Source organism: Acinetobacter sp. 1125_18A (assembly GCF_052824985.1).
In genome coordinates, this window is sequence record NZ_VTDG01000005.1 from 294,915 (window position 1) to 316,816 (window position 21,902).

Genomic DNA, 21,902 nt, shown 5'->3' on the forward strand with positions numbered 1-21,902 from the left:
CAAGCTATGACGTATAGAAGATAAATAACATGCTAAATCTAACCCTACGCAACGAACATACAGACGATATTGAAAACATTTTCAATCTCACTCAACTGGCTTTTCTAAATGCAGCGCATACCGACCACACAGAACACTTCATCGTCAATGCACTCAGGGATGCAAATCAATTAACTATTTCGGTTGTTGCTGAATTGGATCGACAGATTATTGGACATGTTGCAATTTCACCTGTTGAAATTTCTTCTGGCGCACAATATTGGTATGGTTTAGGTCCAATTTCAGTTGCACCAGAATATCAACACCAAGGTGTTGGCAAAGCTTTAATCCAACACGCATTACAGCAGTTACAACAATTCAATGCCGCAGGATGTGTTGTGCTTGGAGATCCTGCTTATTATTCCAAATTTGGCTTTCAGCCTCATGACCGTTTGATCCTTGAAGGTGTGCCTGCTGAATATTTTCAAGCCCTTAGCTTTGACCAAAGCATTCCACAAGGTACCGTAAAATATCATCCAGCATTTGAAGTGAAAGCCTAATTTGATTTCAAAATCGCAAAAAATAAAGGTGACTCAAGGTCACCTTTATAGATTTTAATTTGCGCTTAGAAAGCTTTAGTTAAAGTAAACACTGCACCTGTTTCAACAGCTCGTTTTGCTACATTAGTTAAACCGTCTGTATCCGTATTTGTACCAATCGCAGCAAGTTCTGCTGTCAGACTTGGAATTGATTTTGGTACATAAGTTACGCCTACTTTCCAGTCCACATAATTATCATCGCCATTGAAGTTATATTTATCGTCATCTGTAACAACGGTATAACCGACATTCGCAACACCACCAAAACCTGTAGAACCAAATGGTACTGAATAGCCTGCATTCACATTCCAGCTACTCGCATCCGCGCCAGCATAATCATTGGTATAGTTAATATTGGTAAGAATGCTATCACCTTCCGTAAATGCATTTTTAAAGGTTAATTTACCGTACAGTTCTAACCAATTTAAATCACTTGCACTTGGGTAGTTATAATACCAAAGACCGACATCTAGAACTGGCTTGCTCGCAAAACCTTCAAGTGCTGTAGAATAACCAATATAAGGGTCAAGCTCTAAATGTGGATCTGGACCGCCAAAATTCACATTTGAACCAAATACACCCGCATACAAACCAGAAGAATGTGTCAATGCAAAAGTGGCTTGCACAGCTGGATCATTTTGAGCTTGAGTAACACCACGAAAACGGTAGTCACTCGTTAAAGCAGCACTGCCTGAAAAACTTAAACCTAATTGTGAAAGCGTCGTATCCTCCGCCATTGCTATTGTTGCTGTAGACGATAGAACTGCCAATGTTAGTGCTTTAGTTGAGAATTTCATCTTGAGTGCTCCCCCATCATATGATGTTTATTTGTTATGCTAAAATTTGATGAACTCCCTAAGCAATTAGCAATTGCCATGCCAAGATGAAACTCAAGCTGTTTATAAAACTCAGAAATATGTTGCAATCTATTTATAATCAATATATTAGAAGTAAAAAATTGTGGATAAATTTTTTTATTCTTCAGTTGTTGAACATATGCTATTTCAAGCATCACTTGATGGAACTGATTCATACTGACCTACTTTAAGCATGGTTTTAATGCAAAGTAGTATGAAAAATCTAAGCGTAAATTTTCTATAACGTGCTTTATTGTTGTCATAAAAAGCGTATAAATATTGCTTTAAGCTTTTCATGTAAGATGATTTTAATGGTGCATATTATTTTTGCTCAAAAAAAGCACACATTTTAAAAAATGCCTAAAAAAAGTGCATGTCCTATCTTCGGTCATACACTTCGATAAAATAGGTAAGTAAAATAACTCACTCATATTCATCTTAAAAACTATAAGTTAATCTTAAAAACTATAAGTCAAACCAAATACCAAATTATCCTTATAATCTTCACCTAAACGGTCTTTACCACCAATTACATAGTCTAATGAAGCTGAAACACCTGTATTGGCAATGACTTTACTGAGCCCCAAGCGCATTTCACTTAACGCAAAATCCTGTTCTGTCTGCACAATACTGTCATCATGATGACTGTTATATAAAGATGCACCAATAGAAGTGTTGAAAATAAAATCTTTAACCAAAGCATGACGATACGCGATGCTTAGATAAACATCACCCGCATTGGCAGAGGATGCATCGGCTAACATCACTGAAGCACCTGCGGTTAAATTTTTATAACTCAGCTCAGCGGATAGATCTGTATAGGTGGTTTTACGATGATCTGCTTGATCAGCATAAACAGTACCGCCTTTATGATAAACATATGCAGTGGTTTTTAAGTTATAGCTCCAATTTTGCGCAATTTCTTGAGCATAAGCCAAATAAAAATTATTTTCAAAACCATGATCTTGCGTATCATCTGCAGGGTTGTAGCTCAGTGTAGAACCCCAATACCCCACCGTGATGCCACTTTTATGTGCATAACTTAAACCGCCTTGCACAGCGACATCATCATTTTCAATTCCACCTCGATAGATGTACTTGGATACCAGTCCCACATTTCCAGAGATCATGCCATTTTTAACCAAGACATTTGCTTCTTCAGCAAATGCTGGGCACGACGTGATACAGATAGGCATTGCCCATAACAGTTTAGAAATAAGTGAGTTCATGATGACAAACGGGTGGGCGTATAAATAAAGGCGAATTTTACTGTGTTTTTAAATTTTTGGTAAAAAACATGGACATAAATTCAGCATATTTTTCAATTTATTTCATATTTCACATAAAATCAGCATTTTAACAATTCTTTAGAACTTTTTTTCATAAGAAAAGAAATTAATATTGTGTAAAACATTACAGAAATGTAATATTTTTAAGCAAAAGAGATTCCCTTTTTATAGATTAAATATACAATTCATCCACAATCTGTTCTGAATTCGATCAGTCAGTGCAATCTATTCTCGTTCACGAGGCAATTCATGTTGAATGCTCCAAAACTTACTTTAGCTGTATTAATTAACGCGGTTCTAATATCCCCTACATTTGCTAGCGAACAAAGTGATGCAAAAGGGTTCGTTGAAGATGCCAAAGGTTCTGTATTGTTTCGTACAGGTTATATTCTTCGTGATAAAAAACATGGTATTGACGATCAAAGCTCATTTGCACAAACTGCAATTGTTGACTTAGATTCTGGCTTCACTCAAGGTATCGTCGGTTTCGGTGTTGGTGTAGTTGGTGATGGTTCTTTTAAAATCGGTCCAAACACCCATGCTGGCAATAATATGATTGCACTCAAAAATAATGGTGCAAGAGACGCAAATGGACGAGTTGATCCATATGATCATTGGGCACGTGGTGGCGCAAACGTAAAAGCTCGTTTCTCAAATACGACTGTACGTTATGGTACGCAAGTTCTCGACTTACCTGTACTTGCAAGTAATACAACGCGTCTTGTTCCTGAATATTTTACAGGTACGTTATTAACCAGCCATGAAATTAAAAACTTAGAACTTGTTGCGGGTAAATTCACCAAAGACCAAATGTCTGATCAGATCAAGACTGATGGTAATAAATTAGATGATGCGATTGTTTGGGGTGCTAAATACAAATTTGATGACCAGCTTAGCGCGTCTTATTATGGTTTAGATTCTAAAAATGCGTTAGAACGTCATTATATCAATGCAAATTATAAATACCCATTGGCAAATCAAAGTTCTTTAACTTTTGATTTCAGTGGTTATCACACCAAGTTTGATAAAAATGCCAATACCTATTCTGCAACAGGTCCTGTTGATGCGGATTATGCAAATACAGGTAAAGCAGGCGTAGAAAAAACCAATAATATCTGGGCATTGTCTTCTACTTATAATCAAGGTCCGCACACTGTGATGTTGGCTTACCAACAAAATACAGGTGATGTGGGTTATGACTATGGTCAAAATGCTGACGGTTTCCAAAGTATTTATCTACCAAACTCTTATATGTCTGATTTTATTGGTAACCATGAAAAATCAGCACAAGTTCAATATAACCTAGACTTTAGCAATTATGGTGTTGCTGGCTTAAATTGGACCACAGCATTTGTTTATGGTTGGGATATTAAAGTCCGCAATGTAACTGATGATGCACAAGAACGTGAATTCTTTAATCAGGTGAAATACACCATGCAAAGTGGTTTTGCAAAAGATGCGAGCTTACGTCTACGTCACTCTTACTACCGTGCAAGTGAAGCGTATAATCCTGTCTATATTGGTGATACCAATGAATGGCGTATTTTCTTAGACATTCCTGTGAAATTTTTCTAATTTAGAATAAATCCACAGAAACAAAAAAACCTGCACTGAATCATGCAGGTTTTTTTATGGGTTTGAACATTTTTCAATCTTCAAACCACGTTTTATTCTGGCTTATTTTGCAGCTTCGATTGCTTTTAAGACTTCAGCTTTTGCAACTTCTGAACTTTCCCAACCTGTCAATTTAACCCATTTACCAGGCTCTAAGTCTTTGTAATGTGCAAAGAAATGTTCAATTTGATTCAACAACAAAGCAGGAAGATCTGAATACTCTTTCACATCTTTATAAAGCGGAGTCAATTTATCATGTGGAACTGCGATCAGTTTCGCATCAATACCACCATCATCTTCCATGTTTAATTTACCAACAGGACGACAACGAATCACTGAACCATGTACCAATGGGTGTGGAGTTACAACCAATACGTCTAATGGGTCACCATCTTCAGACAATGTATTTGGTACATAACCATAGTTCGCTGGGTAGAACATCGCTGTACCCATGAAACGATCTACAAATAAAGCATCTGAATCTTTATCTACTTCATATTTAATCGGTGCAGCATTTGCTGGGATTTCGATAATTACGTAGATGTCATTTGGTGCATCTTTACCAGCAGGAATATTGCTATAGCTCATAGGATACTCTTTCAAGTGAGGTCTTATTTAAAATCTTGTCGATTATAACGCTAAATTGCGCAAACAGATGCGGATTATACATTTTGCATCATCAAAATGAATGAATTTCATCGAAAACTGTTTAGACGATTCGAATAACCAATAACAATAAAATAATTGGGCAAGCTAAGGACAAAGCCCAAATAATGGTACGTAGCGCTGAAATATTCGCCAGATAGCAAATTCCATAAATAATGCGTAACACAATATACGCGATGCCTAACATCATAATCAGATGTTGTGATACCACCATATACTCTGCCATTAAAATCGCAGCAATAAATAAAGGTAAGCTCTCAAAACTATTCTGTTGTACTGCATTGGCACGTGCAGCCAAACCTGTGGTTTTGGCTAAAAATTCACGCGGATTCTGATTATCAGCAGCTTTAAAACCACCAGACGCTTTTGCAATAATGGTAAAAACATAAGGAAGTAAACAGGCAATTAGAATTAAATATATGATGCCATCTATCCCAGACATGATTTTTTCTCATGAAGTGTTAATGCGAGTTATCATAGCATGGCATGAACAGAATATTTTTTGTTAAATGCTGAGTTTTGCAAAATTGTGTAGTGAGGACAATAACGTGCAACCAGATCAAAATGAATTGTTTGAGGTTTTAGAAAAGCAGCGCCATCAACAAGCGGAGATTGATCGTATTCTTAAAATTGTATTGCCAATTTTGGCTTTTCTCTTGTGCGTGATTTGTGCAAATTACAATTGGCAATCCACCTTGGGAACGCTCATTGTTTTGGTGGTGGCTTTTTTTGCCGTTGGTATAAAGCGTATGAATCTATACTTTTGGTTAGCTATTATTGTCGTATACTGTTTAATCGATATTTATTTTAGCTATGGCAGTATTCATCCTTCTGCACTAGGGCGTCAAATGGGCACTATGCTAACCTTTACAGCAATTGTTGGCTTAAGCCGCCCCTATATTGATGGTTGGTATATTCGTTCTCACAAAAAATAAATGTTGAAATCACCGCATAAATCGATTGATTATTTTACATCGAAGATAAAAAAGCGCCACTATTGGCGCTTTTTTATCTTTAATTTTTCAATTATTTACGTAAATCTTTACGTAGTATTTTACCTACATTTGATTTTGGTAAATCATCCATAAACTCAACATAACGCGGACGTTTATAACCCGTTAAGTTTTCTTTTGCATATTCAAGAACTTCTTCAGTGGTTAAAGATGGATCTTTTTTCACTACAAATAGTTTTGGCACTTCACCAGATTTTTCATCAGGCACACCAATTGCAGCCACTTCAAGCACTTTAGGATGTTGCGCAATCACTTCTTCAATTTCAGAAGGATAGACGTTGAAGCCAGATACTAAAATCATGTCTTTCTTACGATCGACAATTTTGAAATAACCACGGGTATCCATGATCCCAATATCACCTGTACGGAAATAACCGTCCGCTGTCATGACTTTTGCAGTTTCATCTGGACGATTCCAATAGCCTTTCATGACTTGAGGACCACGAATCGAGATTTCACCCTGCTCGCCTTGTGATAAATGATTGCCATCATCATCTAAGATCGCAACATCCGTCAGTGGTAAAGGAATACCAATTGTGCCACTAAACTCAGTCGTTGCAGGTGGGTTTGCAGTTGCGACTGGAGAAGTTTCAGATAAACCATAACCTTCAATAATGATGGTTCCTGTAACTTTTTTCCATTCTTCAGCAGTTGACGGTAACACGGCCATACCACCGCCCATCGCCATTTTTAACTTACTGAAGTCGAGCTGTCTAAATTCTTCATTATGCACCAGCGCATTAAACAAGGTATTTACCGCAGGGAAGAAACCTGGTTGGTATTTACGTAATTCTTTAATCACTGCAGGTAAATCACGTGGATTTGGAATCAGAATATTTGCCTGACCTTTATACATACCATACATCGCACAAACCATAAATGCGAAGATGTGATAAAGCGGTAAAGCACAGAAGATACGATCATCTTTAGCGCCATCACCTTGGCCAAATTTACTTTGGAAAATACCGTCACATTGCAACAAGTTTGCAACTAAGTTACGGTGGGTAAGTTCCGCTCCTTTTGAAACACCCGTAGTACCGCCTGTGTACTGAAGTACAGCAGTATCACTGAGGGTCATGGTTGGACGTTTATAATTACTTGGACTTACTTTTGCCAATGCAGCATTAAACTTAGTATGTCCTGGAATATTCCAATCTGGAATTTGTTTACGCACTTTACGTAAAACAAAATTAACCAAAGTACCTTTTAAGGTACCTAACATATCGCCAACCGAAGCAATGACAACATGTTTTACTGGTGTTTTACCAATAATCGCTTGATAAACAGTCGCAAAATTTTCAACAATGACCAACGCTTCAGCGCCTGAATCATTAAGTTGGTGTTCTAATTCACGTGCTGTATAAAGTGGATTCACATTCACAAGTACCAAACCTGCACGGAGTACACCTAAAGCGACAACTGGATACTGAAGGACGTTAGGCATCATCACTGCAACACGTGAACCTTTTGCCAAACCTAAACTTTGCAAATAAGTTGCAAATTTACGGCTTGCCAATTCAAGATCACTGAATGACATCACTTTATCCATGAAGATAAAGGCATCACGTGAACCAAATTTTTGGAAATTACGCTCAAAAATATCAATAAGAGAGCTATTTTCCTGTGGCAATTCTACTGTTTCTGGAATCCCAGTTTTTTGATATTCAGCGAACCAAACTTTTTCCATAATGCCATAATCTCCAATCAGTAATCCTTAGTTTTAAACTGTTTTTCTCAATATTGAACATAATTTTTTGGCTTCTTTGTGCTCAATATTGCATCCATTTTCACGAACACTTTGCATATATAACGTATTTCAATCCAAGGATGCTAGTTTTATCTTTGAATCAACAGTTTATTTGCTTTTTGATATCCGCGCGGCAACAGCTGACCTTTTGATGCGCGTTTACCGATATATTTCTGTAAATCTTCCCCTTTTAATTTTAATTGTTGCTGCCCTGCAAGCACTTGTATTACTTCATCTAAATTCAAAGTTAACATAAACTGAACAGACTCATTAGTTTCAAGTTGTATCAACTTATTTCCTTTACCTTTATTGAGCGTTGGCAAGTCAGATAATTCAATTAAAAGTAGGCGTCCTGCTGAGCTGAGTATAGCCAAATGAGTATGGTTTTCAACGACTTCGATTGGCATTGCTGTCGCATTTTCAGCAACAGTCAGGAATGTTTTACCTGCTTTGGCATTGGTATCCAATTGTTTAGCTTGCGATTTAAAGCCATAACCTTTTGAACTTACAGCAACTATTTCTTTTTCTTCATCTTCAATTAGGACTTGCATAAAGCCCACACCATTGGCTGGAGAAAGTTTTGAACTCAACGGTTCTCCTAAACCACGCGCCGATGGCAAACTATTGATGGCCAAAGCATAACTTCGTCCAGTTTCATCTAAAATATATACTTTCTGATTCGACTTACCTTGTGCTGAACTTAAGTACTGGTCACCGGCACGGAAATTTAATTTTTCAACATCAATATCATGACCTTTGGCTGCACGAACCCAACCCGCCTCAGAAAGGATCACCGTTACCGCTTCAGCAGGCATTAAATCTTGTTCACTAATGGCCTGTGATTCTTCACGTTGCACAATCGGTGAACGACGATCATCACCAAACTTCTTCGCATCATCTTTAAGTTCTTCGATAATCAAAGATTTTAATGACTCTGGATTTGCAAGTTGTTCACGAATCACCGCTGCTCTGGCCTCAAGTTCTTCTTGCTCACGGCGCATTTCCATTTCTTCAAGTTTTGCCAAATGGCGTAACTTAAGCTCTAAAATTGCTTCTGCCTGAACTTCATCAATATTGAAACGCATCATCAACACGGGTTTAGGTTGATCTTCTTCACGAATAATTTTGATCACTTCATCAATGTTCAAATACGCAATGATCAAACCACCAAGAATATGTAGGCGCTTTTCAATTTTATTCAGATGATATTGCAGACGACGTGTGACAGTACTCTTACGAATTTCAATCCATTCTAATAAAATGCGACGGATTGATTTGACTTGTGGACGACCATCAGCACCGATCATGTTCATATTGACACGATAGCTCGACTCTAAATCGGTTGTCGCAAACAAATGACTCATGACTGCATCGGCATCGATACGATTTGAACGTAATACAATCACCAAACGTGTTGGGTTTTTATGGTCTGATTCATCACGTAAGTCACTGACCAATGGCAATTTTTTGGCTTGCATTTGATCTGCAATTTGCGTGATGACTTTCGAGCCAGAAACTTGATATGGCAGCTCAGTGATGATAATTTCATTTTTTTCAATGGTATATACTGCACGGGTACGATAGCTACCACGTCCAGTCATTTGAATTTTTAATAATTCATCACGTGGTGTAATAATTTCTGCTTTAGTCGGTAAGTCGGGTGCAGGAATATATTCTGCAATTTTTTCATCTGTTAAGTTTGGATTACGGATTAAAGCAATCGTACCTTTAACCACTTCACGTAAATTGTGTGGCGGAATATCCGTTGCCATTCCCACTGCAATACCAGTAGTACCATTGAGTAAAATATTTGGTACACGCGCTGGTAAATTGACTGGCTCTTTCATTGAACCATCAAAGTTATCTTGCCAATCACAGGTCCCTTGACCTAATTCAGAAAGTAACAAATCACTATAAGGTGAGAGTTTGGCTTCGGTATAACGCATGGCTGCGAATGATTTAGGATCATCAGGCGAACCCCAGTTCCCTTGCCCTTCAATAAATGGGTAACGATAACTAAATGGCTGTGCCATCAACACCATGGCCTCATAACAGGCTGAGTCACCATGCGGATGGTATTTACCCAATACATCACCGACTGTACGTGCAGACTTTTTCGGCTTACCGCTTGGTTTTAATCCCAATTCGCTCATCGCATAAACGATACGGCGTTGTACAGGTTTTAAACCATCACTAATGTGTGGCAATGCACGATCCATAATCACGTACATGGCATAGTTGAGGTAAGCTTGTTCAGTAAATTCTGCTACGGAACGATTTTCTGTCGCATGATGCGCAAGGCTTGTCATAACAACCTTTTATCCTAAATAAGTGCGTTCTAAATAAATGTTTTGTATCTACGTTCTTATGCTAAGTCGCAGGGTCTGACTACACAAGTGCCAGTGTACCCTACAACGACAAATTGCGTCTTAAGATCTTTCTAATGACGTAAAATTATCCATTTTTTAAGAAATGAGCAACTTTTATTTCAAATCTAAAATATTAAAAGTCAAATACACAACAATTCTTATCAAAACAAAATGCTCTTATAGATAAAATAGAAAGACCTCGATTTGATAAGAATTGAGGTCTTGATTTATAAATATAAAAAACAAAGGATTATTTAATTTCCACACTCAATTTATCTGATAATTTTTTATAAAAATCAGCCCTGTTTCTTGGATTCTTTAATTCTTTGCAAGTTTCTTCTAATGCTGTAATTGCTTCTTGTTTAGTAAATTCACCATCCTCAATGAATGGTTGAAGCTTCTTATCGTAAATATATTTTAATTCATTATATTCCTCACATTGCGCACAAGAAACAAGGGAGTCATCCCCTTTTCCACCTGGATTTTCATCTTTATAACTATACTGTTTATTGATATCTTGAATGGTTTTAGCTGACATAACTATTTCCTTCTGATTTTATTGAATAATGTTAAAGTTCTCATACGAATCAAGGCATAAATTTCGATTCAAAAAATGTTCTAGATATATTAGTCTCAAAAGACTTTTTGATAAGAACATAACTATTTAATAATCTTTTTTCTAAAAATTACAAATTACATTTTCTCAAAAACAAGAAAATCAATCACTTGAAACTGTAGGCTTCTTGCATCATTAAAAAATGAGCCTTTAATACTCTATATGTGCAATAACAATTATATTCATTCGTCTGCTTTTTTATATTCATGAATTAGACATGGTTGTTCTATCGTGTGGCGACATGGATGTCGCTCCGTTGGGTGGGGGTACAGGACGTACCTCTCACCCAACAGAAGATTTTTGTCATCTTTTCATCTCTGAAAAGTGAGGCATCGCCTACGCAAAGGAATTTAAACTTTAAATGTAAAGGGTGGCATTGTAAGTTTTAGAATCATACAAATTCATTTCTATGGAATAATCAGCCATGATTGATCAGGGTTAATCTCGTTTAGAAATCATTTAAAAGCTTACTTTGATAAGAGATCTAATTAATATCTAAATTTATTCTGCACAACCTTCACAATCACAATCCAATCTCTTCTAAGGTCTTACCTTTGGTTTCTTCACCCAAGATCAAAACCACAGCGGCAACAGCGAAAAGTACAATCGTAAACATCATAAAGACTGAACTAAACCCATCACTTGCCACCATCATATGGGTCACCACCAACGGTGCGACAATCCCCCCCATACGACCGATTGCAGATGCCCAGCCTGAGCCAAAAGCACGAATATTGGTTGGATATTGTTCAGGCGTATAAGTATATAAAACCCCCCATGCACCCAAATTAAAGAACGACATTAAGCATCCCCACAACATAATCATATTGACTGAGGTTGCTTGACCAAAGAAGTAAGCAGAAAGCGCACACAGACCAATAAAACCAGCGAGGGTTGCTTTACGTCCAAGCTTTTCCACCAACCAAGCCGCAGCCACATAACCAGGTAATTGCGCCAAAATCATCCCGAGTACATATTCAAAAGACTGCACAATGGTATAGCCCTGTTTGACCAGCAGACTTGGTAACCAAGTAAAAATGCCATAATAAGAATAGACGATGCCAAACCAAATCAACCACAGCATCAGAGTACGACGGGCAAACGCTCCTGACCAAAGCTGTGAAAATGAAATCGTTTGTTTTGCTGAAACAGGTTTGACTTCAATGGTTTCAATCACTTCCACACCACACTGCCGTTCTAGTTTCTGTACCAGTGCATGGGCTTCTTCAATTCGTCCACGGTTAATCAAATAAGGAACCGATTCAGGCACTTTTTTGAGAATCATAAAAACATAAATTGCAGGTAAACCACCAATCAAAAATGCTATATGCCAACCATAATCAGGAATTACAAAATAAGAAATAAGTGCAGCAACAAGCCAGCCAAGTCCCCAGAAACTTTCTAACAGTACAATAAATCGACCACGTACTTGAGCGGGGATATATTCGCTGACCAAAGTCACCGCCACAGGAAGTTGCCCACCCAGCCCTAAGCCGACAATAAAACGGAACAGCAATAACCAAGTCAGATTCGGTGCAAAAGCACATAACGCGGTTGCAATGCTATAGGTCACCAAAGTAATCGCAAAGACTGTTCTACGACCAATTCGATCAGCCAAACCACCTGAAAATACAGCACCAATTGCCATACCCACAAAGCCAATGGAGACTACCCAGCCTTTTTCAGTAGGGGTCATTTGCCATTCTTCTGCCATTTTGGTGAGAATAAAGGAGATCAGTCCTGTATCCATGGCATCAAACATCCAGCCCAGTCCAATCACCCAGAGTAAGGTATAGTGAAATTTACCTATGGGTAAGCGTTGTACACGTGATACTAAATCCATAATGCACTCAACAAATATGTAAAAGCAGAAACAACTTTGGCTCGCTGTTTAATTTTAAAGACTGAACAGCAGAATTTCTCCTGCTAGACCGTCAAAATCTTTAAACTCTTTAGAATGGAAACCATTGTTTATCAATATTTTTCTTGAAGCTATATTTTCGGGATCAATGATAGCCATGAGATCCTTTAAATATGGTTGTTTTTTTGCATGATCAATTAAAAATGTAACAACTTGACTGGCAATGCCTTTCCCCCAATATTCGGGTAAAAGCATATAGCCCAACTCCGCAGTTGTTGCTGTTGGCTGATCCAACTCGAGTTTAGCTAAACCCATAAAGTCATTTGTTTGAGTATCAAGAATTTTATAATTTCCCAATGCTACATTATAGGCATTCTTAGATAAAATCTTGGCAAATTCCGTATGCGCTTCCTCAAGCGTTAATGCTCGCTCGGTAATCATTTGCATGACTTTAATATTTTTGACCAATTCAAAATACACAGCAAAATCTAGGTCAGTAAATTTTTCAAGTTTAATATTTTGATGAATCTGGTATGACATACCAAGCTCAAAGTTAAATGCAGAGATTCACAATCAATAGCTGCTGTTCAAGCATCCATCCTTAGGACTCATCTTTAGAAGATGCCGATTGTTCATCATCATCTTTATAGATAAATTTCGGCATTTCCAAACCAAAATAAATCGCCACACAACGTAATGCAAAACCAAAAACTAAAGTAGAAACCACGGTAATTTCAAGCGATAAACCAAAATCTATACAGAACCAATAGAAAATCACCGCAACAAAGGAAATCGATGCATACAGTTCACGACGGAATACCAACGGAACATCATTACACAGAATATCTCGTAGAATACCACCAGATACCCCTGTTAACACCCCAGCAACGGCGGAAACCACAAAACCATGTCCCATTTGCAAGGCAATTTGACAGCCAATAATGGTAAAACCAATTAAGCCTAAAGCATCCAACAATAAGAAAATTGAATGTAAGTGCTTCATCCATTTGGCAATAATAATGGTGACAAAGGCAGCACAGCATGTCAGAACAAGGTATTCAGGATGTTTCACCCAAGTCAGTGGATAATGTCCAAGTAAAACATCTCGCACAGAACCACCACCGAGTGCAGTGACACAGGCAATCAGTATCACCCCAAACCAGTCCATACTGCGTCGTCCTGCGGACAACGCTCCAGTCATGGCTTCTGCTGTAATGGCTATAATATAAATAATCGTCAGTAACATTGCCCTTCATCCACTGATGGGAAAAGATGCGCGCTATTTTAAGTCAAAAATGAACTAAAAGTTATAAAAATTGTGCGCAACATTGCTTAAATTTTTTGGCGGATCCACAAATACATGGCTGTTTCATGGTGATAGGCTGATCTGTGGTTGGATCTAAGAAATACCATACACCATCATGCTGGACAAAGTGTGAAACTTCATGGTGTATTTGAGCCTGCTGACCATCGTGGAAATGTGCTTTAAATTCAACTTGAGCATGATTTTTATCGAGCTTTTCTTGGGCTTGCACCACTTCAAGACTGAGCCATTGATTGGCTTTGCTCCAGTCTGAAATCGCTTTAACATCCAAAGCTTGCTGCTGTCCAAGCGCAGTGGTCTGAACAATATAATCAATCTCATGTTTGGCAAAAGCGCTATAACGCGAACGCATCAACTGTGCCGCTGTCTTGGCTTTGTTCTGACCCAAATGTAGCGGCTGACAACATTCAGCATAAAGCACTGAACCACATGGACAGGATAGATTGGACATGAAAATACTCAAGATCTGAATAGGTTCAATGATAATCCAACCCAGCAGGAAATCGAAACCTATTCTTTCAATATGAATGATGTCATCTGGACATCATTTTAACGATATGGTTTAAATCATTATTCGCAATGACCAGATAGCAAGAAGCCAGTCTTTCGACTGGCTTCATTACAACAAATCCATTAGGACTCAGCATCTTTAGATTTTGTTAATGCCATAATATGCACCTTCTCAATCTTATGCCCATCCATCGTTACCACTTCAAACTCATAACCATCGACTTGAAGCTTTTGACCATTTTCAGGCAAACGCCCGAGATGGAACAAGATATAACCCGAAAGGGTTGAGTATTGTTCTGACTCATCGACTAAATCACGACCTAACAGCAAAGAAACATGACGAATATCGGTTGAACCTTCAAGGATCAACGAACCATCTTCAAGACTTTCCGCAGCAGCTTCTAGTTCATCTTCATCAGGGAACTCGCCTGCGATTGCTTCAAGCACATCAATCGGCGTTGCAATCCCTTCAATTGACCCATATTCATTTAATACAATCGCCATTTGTAAGGGTGCCTGACGAAGTTGCTCCATCACCATCAATACTTGCGCATTTTCATGCACAATCACAGGTTCGCGTAAGTGTTTTTCAAAATTTAAAACACCCGTTTCGATATAATCATTTAAAACTTTATGGGTTAAAACAATACCCGCAATATTATCCAATTCACCATGGGCCAAAATTAAACGTGAATGTGACATTGCCATCAAATTTTCTTTAATGCTGGCTTCGTCTTCATCCAAATCTAACCATTCTAATTCAGGGCGCGGTGTCATGACCGATTTTACAGGACGTTCTGATAGTCCCAAGACCCCTTGAACCATAACACTATGGTAAGCGCCATTTTCATCATCAAAAATTTCATCTGCCAGTGCTTGTGTTGCGATCACATCATCCGCTTTACCATTTTGACTATCGGCACTTTTTCCACCTAACATTTTCAAGACTGCTGAAGCTGTACGGAAACGTAAGTCGGTCGTTGTCACCATTTTCTCTTGGTTTTTACGCATGGTTTGGTTCATAAACTCGATCAGTACCGAGAAACCAATCGCTGCATATAAGTAACCTTTTGGAATGTGATAACCAAAACCTTCGACGATCAATGAGAAACCAATCATCATCAAAAAGCCAAGACATAGAATCACTACTGTCGGGTGCTTATTGACAAAGTCCATCAAGGCTTTTGATGCCCACAGCATAATAGCTACAGCAATCACCACAGCGATCATCATCACTGAAAGTTCTTTCACCATTCCCACAGCAGTGATCACACTGTCTAGGGAAAATACGGCGTCTAAAACAACAATTTGAACAATGACCATCCAAAATACAGCATGAACAGGATTTTCTTCTTTAAGATCCTGACCACCTTCAAGGCGTTCATGTAGTTCCATTGTGCCTTTAAACAATAAGAACACACCACCAAACAGCAGGATCAGATCACGCCCAGAAAAAGCATGCTCAAAGAGATGGAATAATGGTTCGGTTAATGTCACCACCCATGCAATAGATGCCAGTAACACCATACGCATACAGAGGGCAAGTAAAAGCCCAATAATCCTTGCTTTATCACGTTGTTCAGGCGGAAGTTTTTCTGCCAAAATTGCAATAAATACAAGGTTATCAATACCCAAAACGATTTCTAAAACAACTAAAGTTGCAAGACCAACCCATGCAGAAGGATCAGACATCCACTCAAGTATCATTGATCTTGCTCCATTGAAAATGTGCAATAGCTATTTTCAGCATTTGAGAACTGTAAATTTCGGAATTGAGAAGAAAACTTTAGTGTATTTTGAACTATTATTTTGTCTAAAGATTGTGCATTTTCGGAGCGACTACAACCACTACCCATGATGATTCATTTGTTGATAAATAAGCGTTAATTATAGGCAATCCAGACAGGAATTTCATCTCATTTATCAGGATTTTTACTGATTTACCTAAAATTAAATACAAAATCAAAGCGATACAAATCATTGCAAAAGCACCGATAACACAACATGTTTTTGTCACATTTCTTACTTAAAGTAGTAGAAATGTATAAGAACATGATAAGTTAAGGTGAAAAAATAAATTATGAATAGTGTATTGCCTGTAATGATGAATAAACCTTTCGAATTAGATCAACAACAACATAAAGCCACACAATGTTTAATCGCTCTCTATTGTGGCTCCCGACCTGGAAATAACCCTACCTATCGAGAAAAAGCCATCCAACTTGCCCAAGGCATCGCAGAACAAGGTTTTGGAATCGTCTATGGCGGTGCAAGTATTGGCTTAATGGGCCAAGTTGCAGATACGGTCACGGAACATGGTGGTGATGTTGTTGGTGTTATTCCCGAATTTATGCTGGATTATGAAATTGCCCATAACCAATTAACAGAATTACATATTGTGCAAAACATGCATGAACGTAAAGCAATGATGGCTGAACGCGCAAGTGCTTTTGTCGCACTGCCAGGTGGCTTTGGTACCTTTGAGGAAATTCTAGAAGTCGCGACATGGGGACAATTGAATCAACATCAAAAACCGATGATGTTATATAACGTCAATGGTTTCTATGACCATTTGATTGCGCAATTAGACCATGCTGTTATTGAAGGTTTTTTACCGCCTCAACATCGGGCAAAACTGATTGTGTGTAATCATGCAGATCAAATTTACAATGCCATTAAGAACCTAGAAAGCCCAAAACAGTTTATTGTTTAAACAGCTGATTATTAAAATATATCCTTAAAAAATGAGCCTTGATCAAAGGCTCATTAACTTTACAATCAACTCAAAAGTATTCATTGCAACTCTTTTTTATTAATTCAATAAATCATAAAATCGATCCATTCTGAAACAATTGCCATGCATAAATCAAAACCGCAGCAGCTACAATCCAGCATAACGTTGCAATCCCTAAACAAGACCACATCGAAAGCTTAGTTGCCAGTAAATAGACCGTGAGCAAATAAATGAGATACGGAATCAATGACCACAGCCCGAATAATGCTGTTTGCTTTAAAGCTTCAGCACCTTTTTCCTGCGCTACAATCACATGTGCGATCAATGCAAATGTTGGAAAAAGTGGGACTAAACCTGCAATATAAAATGCCTTACTTTTTGAAAGAATTGAAATCAACAAAACCACTGCTGCACCCAGAATACATTTCAAAAATAAGGACAACATCTAAAATTACTCGAACACATGATCAGTGCAAGAGTTTACGCCAAGCGTGTAAATTTGAAATCTAAAATATTAGAAATTTAGTGACGTAGAAGTTACGCGTTTAAAAAGCGCGTTTTAATTTGCCACGGTTAATAAAAGCAACCAAGCCCATAACAATAGCCATCAGGATAAAAAAGATAAACTTTAGCTCATTTCTACTCAAGTGAGTCTCAGATTTATTCACTTCAGCTTGGGTAAAATCGGCTTGTACTGGCGGTAAAGGTGAGGCATAAGTGGGTTGAATATTTTTAAAATTTAATTCACTGAGTTCAGCAGGCTTTTCGCCTTTGCCCACCAAAACATAAGCCGCAACAATGTCAAAATCCAAAGGGTTTTGAATGCCAAATTTCACTTTGGTGGGTTCATAAGTGTTGTATTCAGGGATCCAATCATTCACTTGACTATAAATACGAATGCTATCTGTTTTTTCCAATATTGGATCTTTAATCAGCTGTTCTGACGTATCTTCAATGAATGTCTTTAAGCCTTTGAATTGCCTGAGAGAATATTGATTAGTTTGCGTCAAATTTTCTGCGATCAGTGCTTGGTATACAGCATGCTCACTTGGATTGGCTTTATTTAACAAACCTTGATTGTCCATGACAAAATCAACTTTTGCAGTAAGTCCCGGATAATTTTGTCGCCCAACCAAATAAACCGCGGTCCAAATCTGATCCCCCGCTTGTACATCTTCTAATTCTAATTCGTACATTTGATTAGGTTTTAAATTTAACACTTGATCAAATAAAACTTGTGAAGTCTCGCCAGCCAAGACATTGCAAGAAAATGCAAAACAAATAACTGATATAATTTTTCGTATATTCATTTTCAAGCCCTCCACAAGTGCGATAGATATCACATATTTTATAATAAAAACAATGGTTAATCACAGAAAACTTGTCTAACAATTCTCTTTTTTAGATAAGTGGTTATTGATTGCATCATAGGACCAATCTTGAAGCTGATCTGGTTTATTCGTTCTACCCTATGCAATATCGAAATAAGTATTCAGAAATCAGCACAGCATCAAAAAAACTGACTGCATATCTCATTTTTCTTCAATGACTTATTTTAAATAAATTATATCTTTGATTTTAAATTAGCTGAATGCGACCCTAAGAATTGTTTAAAACTATCATAAGCATATGAATCTTATTATTTTATTCAAAAACTCAAACTCCATCACAGTTTTAAATGGTCAGTTACATGACACAATTTGTCGTTTAAAAACTATTTTTTACAGCTTGAACAAAATTAAATCGCTATCATATACCCCTTTAATTCGCATAATTTCGAGAAAGCTTTTATGAGTCAAAGTCATATCCGTATTCGAGGCGCACGTACCCATAATTTAAAAAATGTGTCACTCGATATTCCACGTGACAAGTTTGTGGTCATCACAGGACTCTCAGGCTCAGGGAAATCATCTCTGGCTTTCGATACCTTATATGCTGAGGGTCAGCGCCGTTATGTCGAATCTTTATCTGCTTATGCACGTCAGTTCCTTTCACAAATGGAAAAGCCTGAAGTTGATTCAATTGAAGGTTTAAGCCCTGCGATTGCGATTGAACAGAAATCTACCAGCCATAACCCACGTTCAACCGTGGGAACCATTACTGAAATCTACGACTATTTACGTTTACTCTATGCACGCGTTGGTACACCTTATTGCCCAGAGCATGACTTGCCGATGGTTGCACAAACTGTTTCTGAAATGGTCGATGCAGTGAAAGGACTGGAAGAAGGTACAGCGTTGATGCTCCTTGCACCAGTTGTTCGTGAGCGTAAAGGTGAATACAGCAACCTGTTTGAGCAATTACAAAGCCAAGGTTTTGTCCGCGCGCGCGTGGATGGTGAAGTGATTGATATCGATACACCACCAGAACTCGATAAAAAGAAAAAGCACACCATTGAAGTTGTGGTTGACCGCTTTAAAGTCCGTGATGACTTAGGTAACCGAATTGCCGAAAGCTTTGAAACAGCCTTACGTTTAGGCAGTGATCTGGCGATTTTATCGTGGATGGGTGGTGAACATCCTGACCGTGTATTTTCAGCAAAACATTCATGCCCTGAATGCGACCGTGCTGTTGCTGAACTCGAACCACGTTTGTTCTCGTTCAATAATCCATTTGGTGCCTGTCCTGTCTGCGACGGTTTAGGTACCCGTAGTCATTTCAGTGCTGAAAAACTCATTCCAAGTCCAGATGTTTCTATTAGCCAAGGCGCAATCCGTGGCTGGGACAGACAACGTCCATACTATTACAGCATGATTCAGAAAGTTGCGGATCATTTTGGGTTTTCGTTAGACACCCCTTGGAATGAACTCGATGCTGATACGAAAAAGAAATTTCTCTACGGTACAGGCAAAGAAAAAGTTGATCTTAGTTATATCGATGAGCGTGGTCGTAAACACAATCGGGTACAACCTTTTGAAGGTATTTTGCCTCATTTAGAGCGTCGTTATCGTGAAACTGAATCTAATTATGTCCGTGATGATCTGGCGCAGTATTTATCCAATGCCGCTTGTGATGCTTGTGGCGGCTCACGTTTAAATGAAATTTCACGTCATGTCCGGGTTAAAGACAAAACCATCGCCCAAATTACCAAAATGTCGATTGGTGACGCTGAAAGCTACTATCAAGATTTAAATCTTGAAGGTGCCAAAGGTGAAATTGCCGATAAGATTTTTAAAGAAATTCGCGAGCGTTTGCACTTTCTGGTATCAGTCGGTTTAAATTATTTAAGCCTGTCTCGCTCTGCTGAAACACTTTCAGGTGGTGAAGCACAACGTATCCGCCTAGCCTCACAAATTGGTGCTGGTCTAATGGGGGTGATGTACGTTTTAGATGAGCCATCCATTGGTTTACACCAACGTGATAATGATCGTTTACTTGAAACACTGGTTCGTTTGCGTGATCTGGGTAATACAGTTTTAGTGGTTGAGCATGATGAAGATGCAATTCGTGCAGCTGACCATATTATTGATATCGGTCCGGGGGCTGGTGTGCATGGCGGTCATATCATTGCCGAAGGAACCTATGATGAACTCGCAGCCAACGAGAACTCACTAACAGGAAAATATCTATCTGGTAAGTTAAAAATTGCGGTGCCCAAAGAGCGGGTTAAACCATCTAAGCCTGAAGAACAAATTAAACTGATGGGCGCATCAGGGCATAACTTACAAAATGTTGATTTGACGATTCCTTTAGGTGTGATGACTTGTGTGACAGGTGTTTCGGGTTCAGGTAAATCAACCTTAATTAACCGCACACTGTTACCACTTGCAGCAACGCAATTAAATGGTGCAACCACCTTAACTGCTGAAAAGTTTGATTCGATTGATGGCTTACAGTTCCTTGATAAAGTGGTAGACATTGACCAAAGTCCTATTGGACGTACTCCACGTTCCAACCCAGCGACATATACCGGTTTGTTTACCCCGATTCGTGAATTGTTTGCACAAACCCCTGAAGCCAAAGCCCGTGGTTATGCTGCAGGTCGTTTCTCATTTAACGTCAAAGGCGGGCGCTGTGAGGTGTGCGAAGGGGATGGTATGATCAAAGTTGCCATGCACTTCTTACCCGATATGTACGTGCCTTGTGATAACTGCCATGGTCAGCGTTATAACCGTGAAACTTTGGAAGTTGGTTATAAAGGCAAAAATATTTCTGATGTATTGGAAATGACTGTCGAAGATGCGATGCATTTCTTTGATGCAATCCCTGTGATTCACCGTCGTTTGGAAACCTTAAACCAAGTCGGGTTAGGCTATATCCGCTTAGGTCAGTCTGCAACAACGCTATCTGGTGGTGAAGCGCAACGGGTCAAACTGGCACGTGAGCTAGCAAAGCGTGATACAGGTAAAACCTTGTATGTACTGGATGAACCAACCACTGGTTTGCATTTCCACGATATTGCCAAACTGCTCGATATTCTTCATGAACTACGCAATAAGGGCAATACCATTGTTGTGATTGAGCATAATCTCGATGTGATTAAGACGGCGGACTGGGTGATTGATTTAGGCCCTGAAGGTGGTGCAGGTGGTGGTCAGATTATTGCGGAAGGTACCCCAGAACAGGTGGTGAAATCTAAAGTTTCACATACAGCGAAATTCTTAAAGCCGTTGTTAAAGTAATTCACTGCATCTTCCCTTCCCTCCTTTAAATAAGGAGGGAGTTTCTCTCTTTATCCCACAGGACTTAGGAGGAGATTAATCAGCTAAGCTCGAAATTAAATA

Annotated in this window: 19 protein-coding genes; 5 read left to right on the forward strand and 14 right to left on the reverse strand. The window is 38.5% G+C overall.

Annotation, left to right across the window (positions count from 1 at the left end; genetic code table 11):
• The first annotated feature begins 29 nt into the window (after positions 1-29).
• Complete coding sequence (locus tag FY049_RS11680; RefSeq protein ID WP_446083747.1) at positions 30-539, forward strand: GNAT family N-acetyltransferase; 510 nt, start codon at positions 30-32, stop codon at positions 537-539.
• 65 nt (positions 540-604) lie between these two features.
• Here the strand turns inward: FY049_RS11680 and FY049_RS11685 are convergent, their stop codons facing one another.
• Positions 605-1,375 carry a TorF family putative porin gene (locus tag FY049_RS11685; protein ID WP_056517593.1) on the reverse strand — a complete coding sequence of 257 codons (771 nt, stop codon included), beginning with the start codon at positions 1,373-1,375 and terminating at the stop codon, positions 605-607.
• A gap of 518 nt (positions 1,376-1,893) precedes the next feature.
• Positions 1,894-2,664 (reverse strand): TorF family putative porin, encoded by a 771-nt coding sequence (locus FY049_RS11690; protein WP_446083748.1) that lies wholly within the window; start codon positions 2,662-2,664, stop codon positions 1,894-1,896.
• A gap of 309 nt (positions 2,665-2,973) precedes the next feature.
• Here FY049_RS11690 and FY049_RS11695 point away from each other — a divergent pair, with 309 nt between their 5' ends.
• The gene (locus FY049_RS11695) at positions 2,974-4,299 is read left to right on the forward strand and encodes an OprD family outer membrane porin (protein ID WP_056517603.1); all 1,326 of its coding nucleotides are present in this window, start codon (positions 2,974-2,976) and stop codon (positions 4,297-4,299) included.
• Positions 4,300-4,401: 102 nt separating this feature from the next.
• Here FY049_RS11695 and ppa read toward each other — a convergent pair whose 3' ends face one another.
• Positions 4,402-4,926, reverse strand: a complete 525-nt coding sequence (gene ppa, locus FY049_RS11700) for an inorganic diphosphatase (protein WP_004725270.1) — start codon at positions 4,924-4,926, stop codon at positions 4,402-4,404.
• Positions 4,927-5,047: 121 nt separating this feature from the next.
• A complete protein-coding gene (locus tag FY049_RS11705) occupies positions 5,048-5,446 on the reverse strand; it encodes an MAPEG family protein (RefSeq protein ID WP_004725268.1) in 399 nt (132 codons plus the stop codon).
• A gap of 67 nt (positions 5,447-5,513) precedes the next feature.
• Here FY049_RS11705 and FY049_RS11710 point away from each other — a divergent pair, with 67 nt between their 5' ends.
• A complete protein-coding gene (locus FY049_RS11710) occupies positions 5,514-5,939 on the forward strand; it encodes a hypothetical protein (RefSeq protein ID WP_446083749.1) in 426 nt (141 codons plus the stop codon).
• 91 nt (positions 5,940-6,030) lie between these two features.
• Here FY049_RS11710 and FY049_RS11715 read toward each other — a convergent pair whose 3' ends face one another.
• The 8 genes from FY049_RS11715 to FY049_RS11750 all read right to left on the reverse strand — a co-directional run bounded on the left by FY049_RS11715 (position 6,031) and on the right by FY049_RS11750 (position 16,151).
• The gene (locus FY049_RS11715) at positions 6,031-7,704 is read right to left on the reverse strand and encodes a long-chain-fatty-acid--CoA ligase (protein WP_004725264.1); all 1,674 of its coding nucleotides are present in this window, start codon (positions 7,702-7,704) and stop codon (positions 6,031-6,033) included.
• Between the two features lie 149 nt (positions 7,705-7,853).
• Positions 7,854-10,073: a DNA topoisomerase IV subunit A gene (gene parC / locus FY049_RS11720; RefSeq protein WP_105713793.1), complete on the reverse strand. Its 2,220-nt coding sequence runs from the start codon at positions 10,071-10,073 to the stop codon at positions 7,854-7,856.
• Between the two features lie 310 nt (positions 10,074-10,383).
• Entirely contained in the window at positions 10,384-10,671 is a 288-nt protein-coding gene (locus FY049_RS11725) for a hypothetical protein (protein WP_224964405.1), read from the reverse strand.
• A gap of 601 nt (positions 10,672-11,272) precedes the next feature.
• The gene (gene niaP, locus FY049_RS11730; RefSeq protein ID WP_056517608.1) at positions 11,273-12,592 is read right to left on the reverse strand and encodes a niacin transporter NiaP; all 1,320 of its coding nucleotides are present in this window, start codon (positions 12,590-12,592) and stop codon (positions 11,273-11,275) included.
• A 54-nt stretch (positions 12,593-12,646) separates the two neighbouring features.
• Positions 12,647-13,150 (reverse strand): GNAT family N-acetyltransferase, encoded by a 504-nt coding sequence (locus tag FY049_RS11735; protein WP_353163733.1) that lies wholly within the window; start codon positions 13,148-13,150, stop codon positions 12,647-12,649.
• 61 nt (positions 13,151-13,211) lie between these two features.
• Positions 13,212-13,856 carry a trimeric intracellular cation channel family protein gene (locus FY049_RS11740; RefSeq protein WP_004725253.1) on the reverse strand — a complete coding sequence of 215 codons (645 nt, stop codon included), beginning with the start codon at positions 13,854-13,856 and terminating at the stop codon, positions 13,212-13,214.
• Positions 13,857-13,917: 61 nt separating this feature from the next.
• The gene (locus FY049_RS11745; RefSeq protein WP_446083750.1) at positions 13,918-14,385 is read right to left on the reverse strand and encodes a YchJ family protein; all 468 of its coding nucleotides are present in this window, start codon (positions 14,383-14,385) and stop codon (positions 13,918-13,920) included.
• Positions 14,386-14,567: 182 nt separating this feature from the next.
• The gene (locus FY049_RS11750) at positions 14,568-16,151 is read right to left on the reverse strand and encodes a TerC family protein (RefSeq protein WP_004816521.1); all 1,584 of its coding nucleotides are present in this window, start codon (positions 16,149-16,151) and stop codon (positions 14,568-14,570) included.
• Positions 16,152-16,524: 373 nt separating this feature from the next.
• On the opposite strand from FY049_RS11750, the gene FY049_RS11755 reads away from it, so the two are divergent.
• Entirely contained in the window at positions 16,525-17,157 is a 633-nt protein-coding gene (locus tag FY049_RS11755; RefSeq protein WP_004816519.1) for an LOG family protein, read from the forward strand.
• A gap of 112 nt (positions 17,158-17,269) precedes the next feature.
• Here FY049_RS11755 and FY049_RS11760 read toward each other — a convergent pair whose 3' ends face one another.
• Together FY049_RS11760 and FY049_RS11765 are read right to left on the reverse strand one after the other, a co-directional pair.
• Entirely contained in the window at positions 17,270-17,623 is a 354-nt protein-coding gene (locus FY049_RS11760) for a GlpM family protein (protein ID WP_105713789.1), read from the reverse strand.
• 100 nt (positions 17,624-17,723) lie between these two features.
• On the reverse strand, positions 17,724-18,488 hold the full coding sequence (locus tag FY049_RS11765; protein ID WP_446083751.1) for a hypothetical protein: 765 nt from the start codon (positions 18,486-18,488) through the stop codon (positions 17,724-17,726).
• A gap of 480 nt (positions 18,489-18,968) precedes the next feature.
• Between FY049_RS11765 and uvrA the strand changes: the two genes are divergently transcribed.
• Complete coding sequence (uvrA, locus tag FY049_RS11770; protein ID WP_446083752.1) at positions 18,969-21,800, forward strand: excinuclease ABC subunit UvrA; 2,832 nt, start codon at positions 18,969-18,971, stop codon at positions 21,798-21,800.
• Positions 21,801-21,902: the final 102 nt, after the last annotated feature.

What these genes read in the sequence shown, in the direction of transcription:
- FY049_RS11715 (WP_004725264.1), bottom strand. Translation starts at nt 7,704, where the DNA reads ATGGAAAAAGTTTGGTTCGCTGAATATCAAAAAACTGGGATTCCAGAA.
- FY049_RS11740 (WP_004725253.1), bottom strand. Translation starts at nt 13,856, where the DNA reads ATGTTACTGACGATTATTTATATTATAGCCATTACAGCAGAAGCCATG.
- FY049_RS11765 (WP_446083751.1), bottom strand. Translation starts at nt 18,488, where the DNA reads ATGAATATACGAAAAATTATATCAGTTATTTGTTTTGCATTTTCTTGC.
- FY049_RS11680 (WP_446083747.1), top strand. Translation starts at nt 30, where the DNA reads ATGCTAAATCTAACCCTACGCAACGAACATACAGACGATATTGAAAAC.
- FY049_RS11735 (WP_353163733.1), bottom strand. Translation starts at nt 13,150, where the DNA reads ATGTCATACCAGATTCATCAAAATATTAAACTTGAAAAATTTACTGAC.
- FY049_RS11745 (WP_446083750.1), bottom strand. Translation starts at nt 14,385, where the DNA reads ATGTCCAATCTATCCTGTCCATGTGGTTCAGTGCTTTATGCTGAATGT.
- ppa (WP_004725270.1), bottom strand. Translation starts at nt 4,926, where the DNA reads ATGAGCTATAGCAATATTCCTGCTGGTAAAGATGCACCAAATGACATC.
- FY049_RS11685 (WP_056517593.1), bottom strand. Translation starts at nt 1,375, where the DNA reads ATGAAATTCTCAACTAAAGCACTAACATTGGCAGTTCTATCGTCTACA.
- parC (WP_105713793.1), bottom strand. Translation starts at nt 10,073, where the DNA reads ATGACAAGCCTTGCGCATCATGCGACAGAAAATCGTTCCGTAGCAGAA.
- uvrA (WP_446083752.1), top strand. Translation starts at nt 18,969, where the DNA reads ATGAGTCAAAGTCATATCCGTATTCGAGGCGCACGTACCCATAATTTA.
- FY049_RS11755 (WP_004816519.1), top strand. Translation starts at nt 16,525, where the DNA reads ATGAATAGTGTATTGCCTGTAATGATGAATAAACCTTTCGAATTAGAT.
- FY049_RS11690 (WP_446083748.1), bottom strand. Translation starts at nt 2,664, where the DNA reads ATGAACTCACTTATTTCTAAACTGTTATGGGCAATGCCTATCTGTATC.
- FY049_RS11710 (WP_446083749.1), top strand. Translation starts at nt 5,514, where the DNA reads ATGCTGAGTTTTGCAAAATTGTGTAGTGAGGACAATAACGTGCAACCA.
- FY049_RS11705 (WP_004725268.1), bottom strand. Translation starts at nt 5,446, where the DNA reads ATGTCTGGGATAGATGGCATCATATATTTAATTCTAATTGCCTGTTTA.
- FY049_RS11760 (WP_105713789.1), bottom strand. Translation starts at nt 17,623, where the DNA reads ATGTTGTCCTTATTTTTGAAATGTATTCTGGGTGCAGCAGTGGTTTTG.
- FY049_RS11725 (WP_224964405.1), bottom strand. Translation starts at nt 10,671, where the DNA reads ATGTCAGCTAAAACCATTCAAGATATCAATAAACAGTATAGTTATAAA.
- FY049_RS11750 (WP_004816521.1), bottom strand. Translation starts at nt 16,151, where the DNA reads ATGATACTTGAGTGGATGTCTGATCCTTCTGCATGGGTTGGTCTTGCA.
- FY049_RS11695 (WP_056517603.1), top strand. Translation starts at nt 2,974, where the DNA reads ATGTTGAATGCTCCAAAACTTACTTTAGCTGTATTAATTAACGCGGTT.
- niaP (WP_056517608.1), bottom strand. Translation starts at nt 12,592, where the DNA reads ATGGATTTAGTATCACGTGTACAACGCTTACCCATAGGTAAATTTCAC.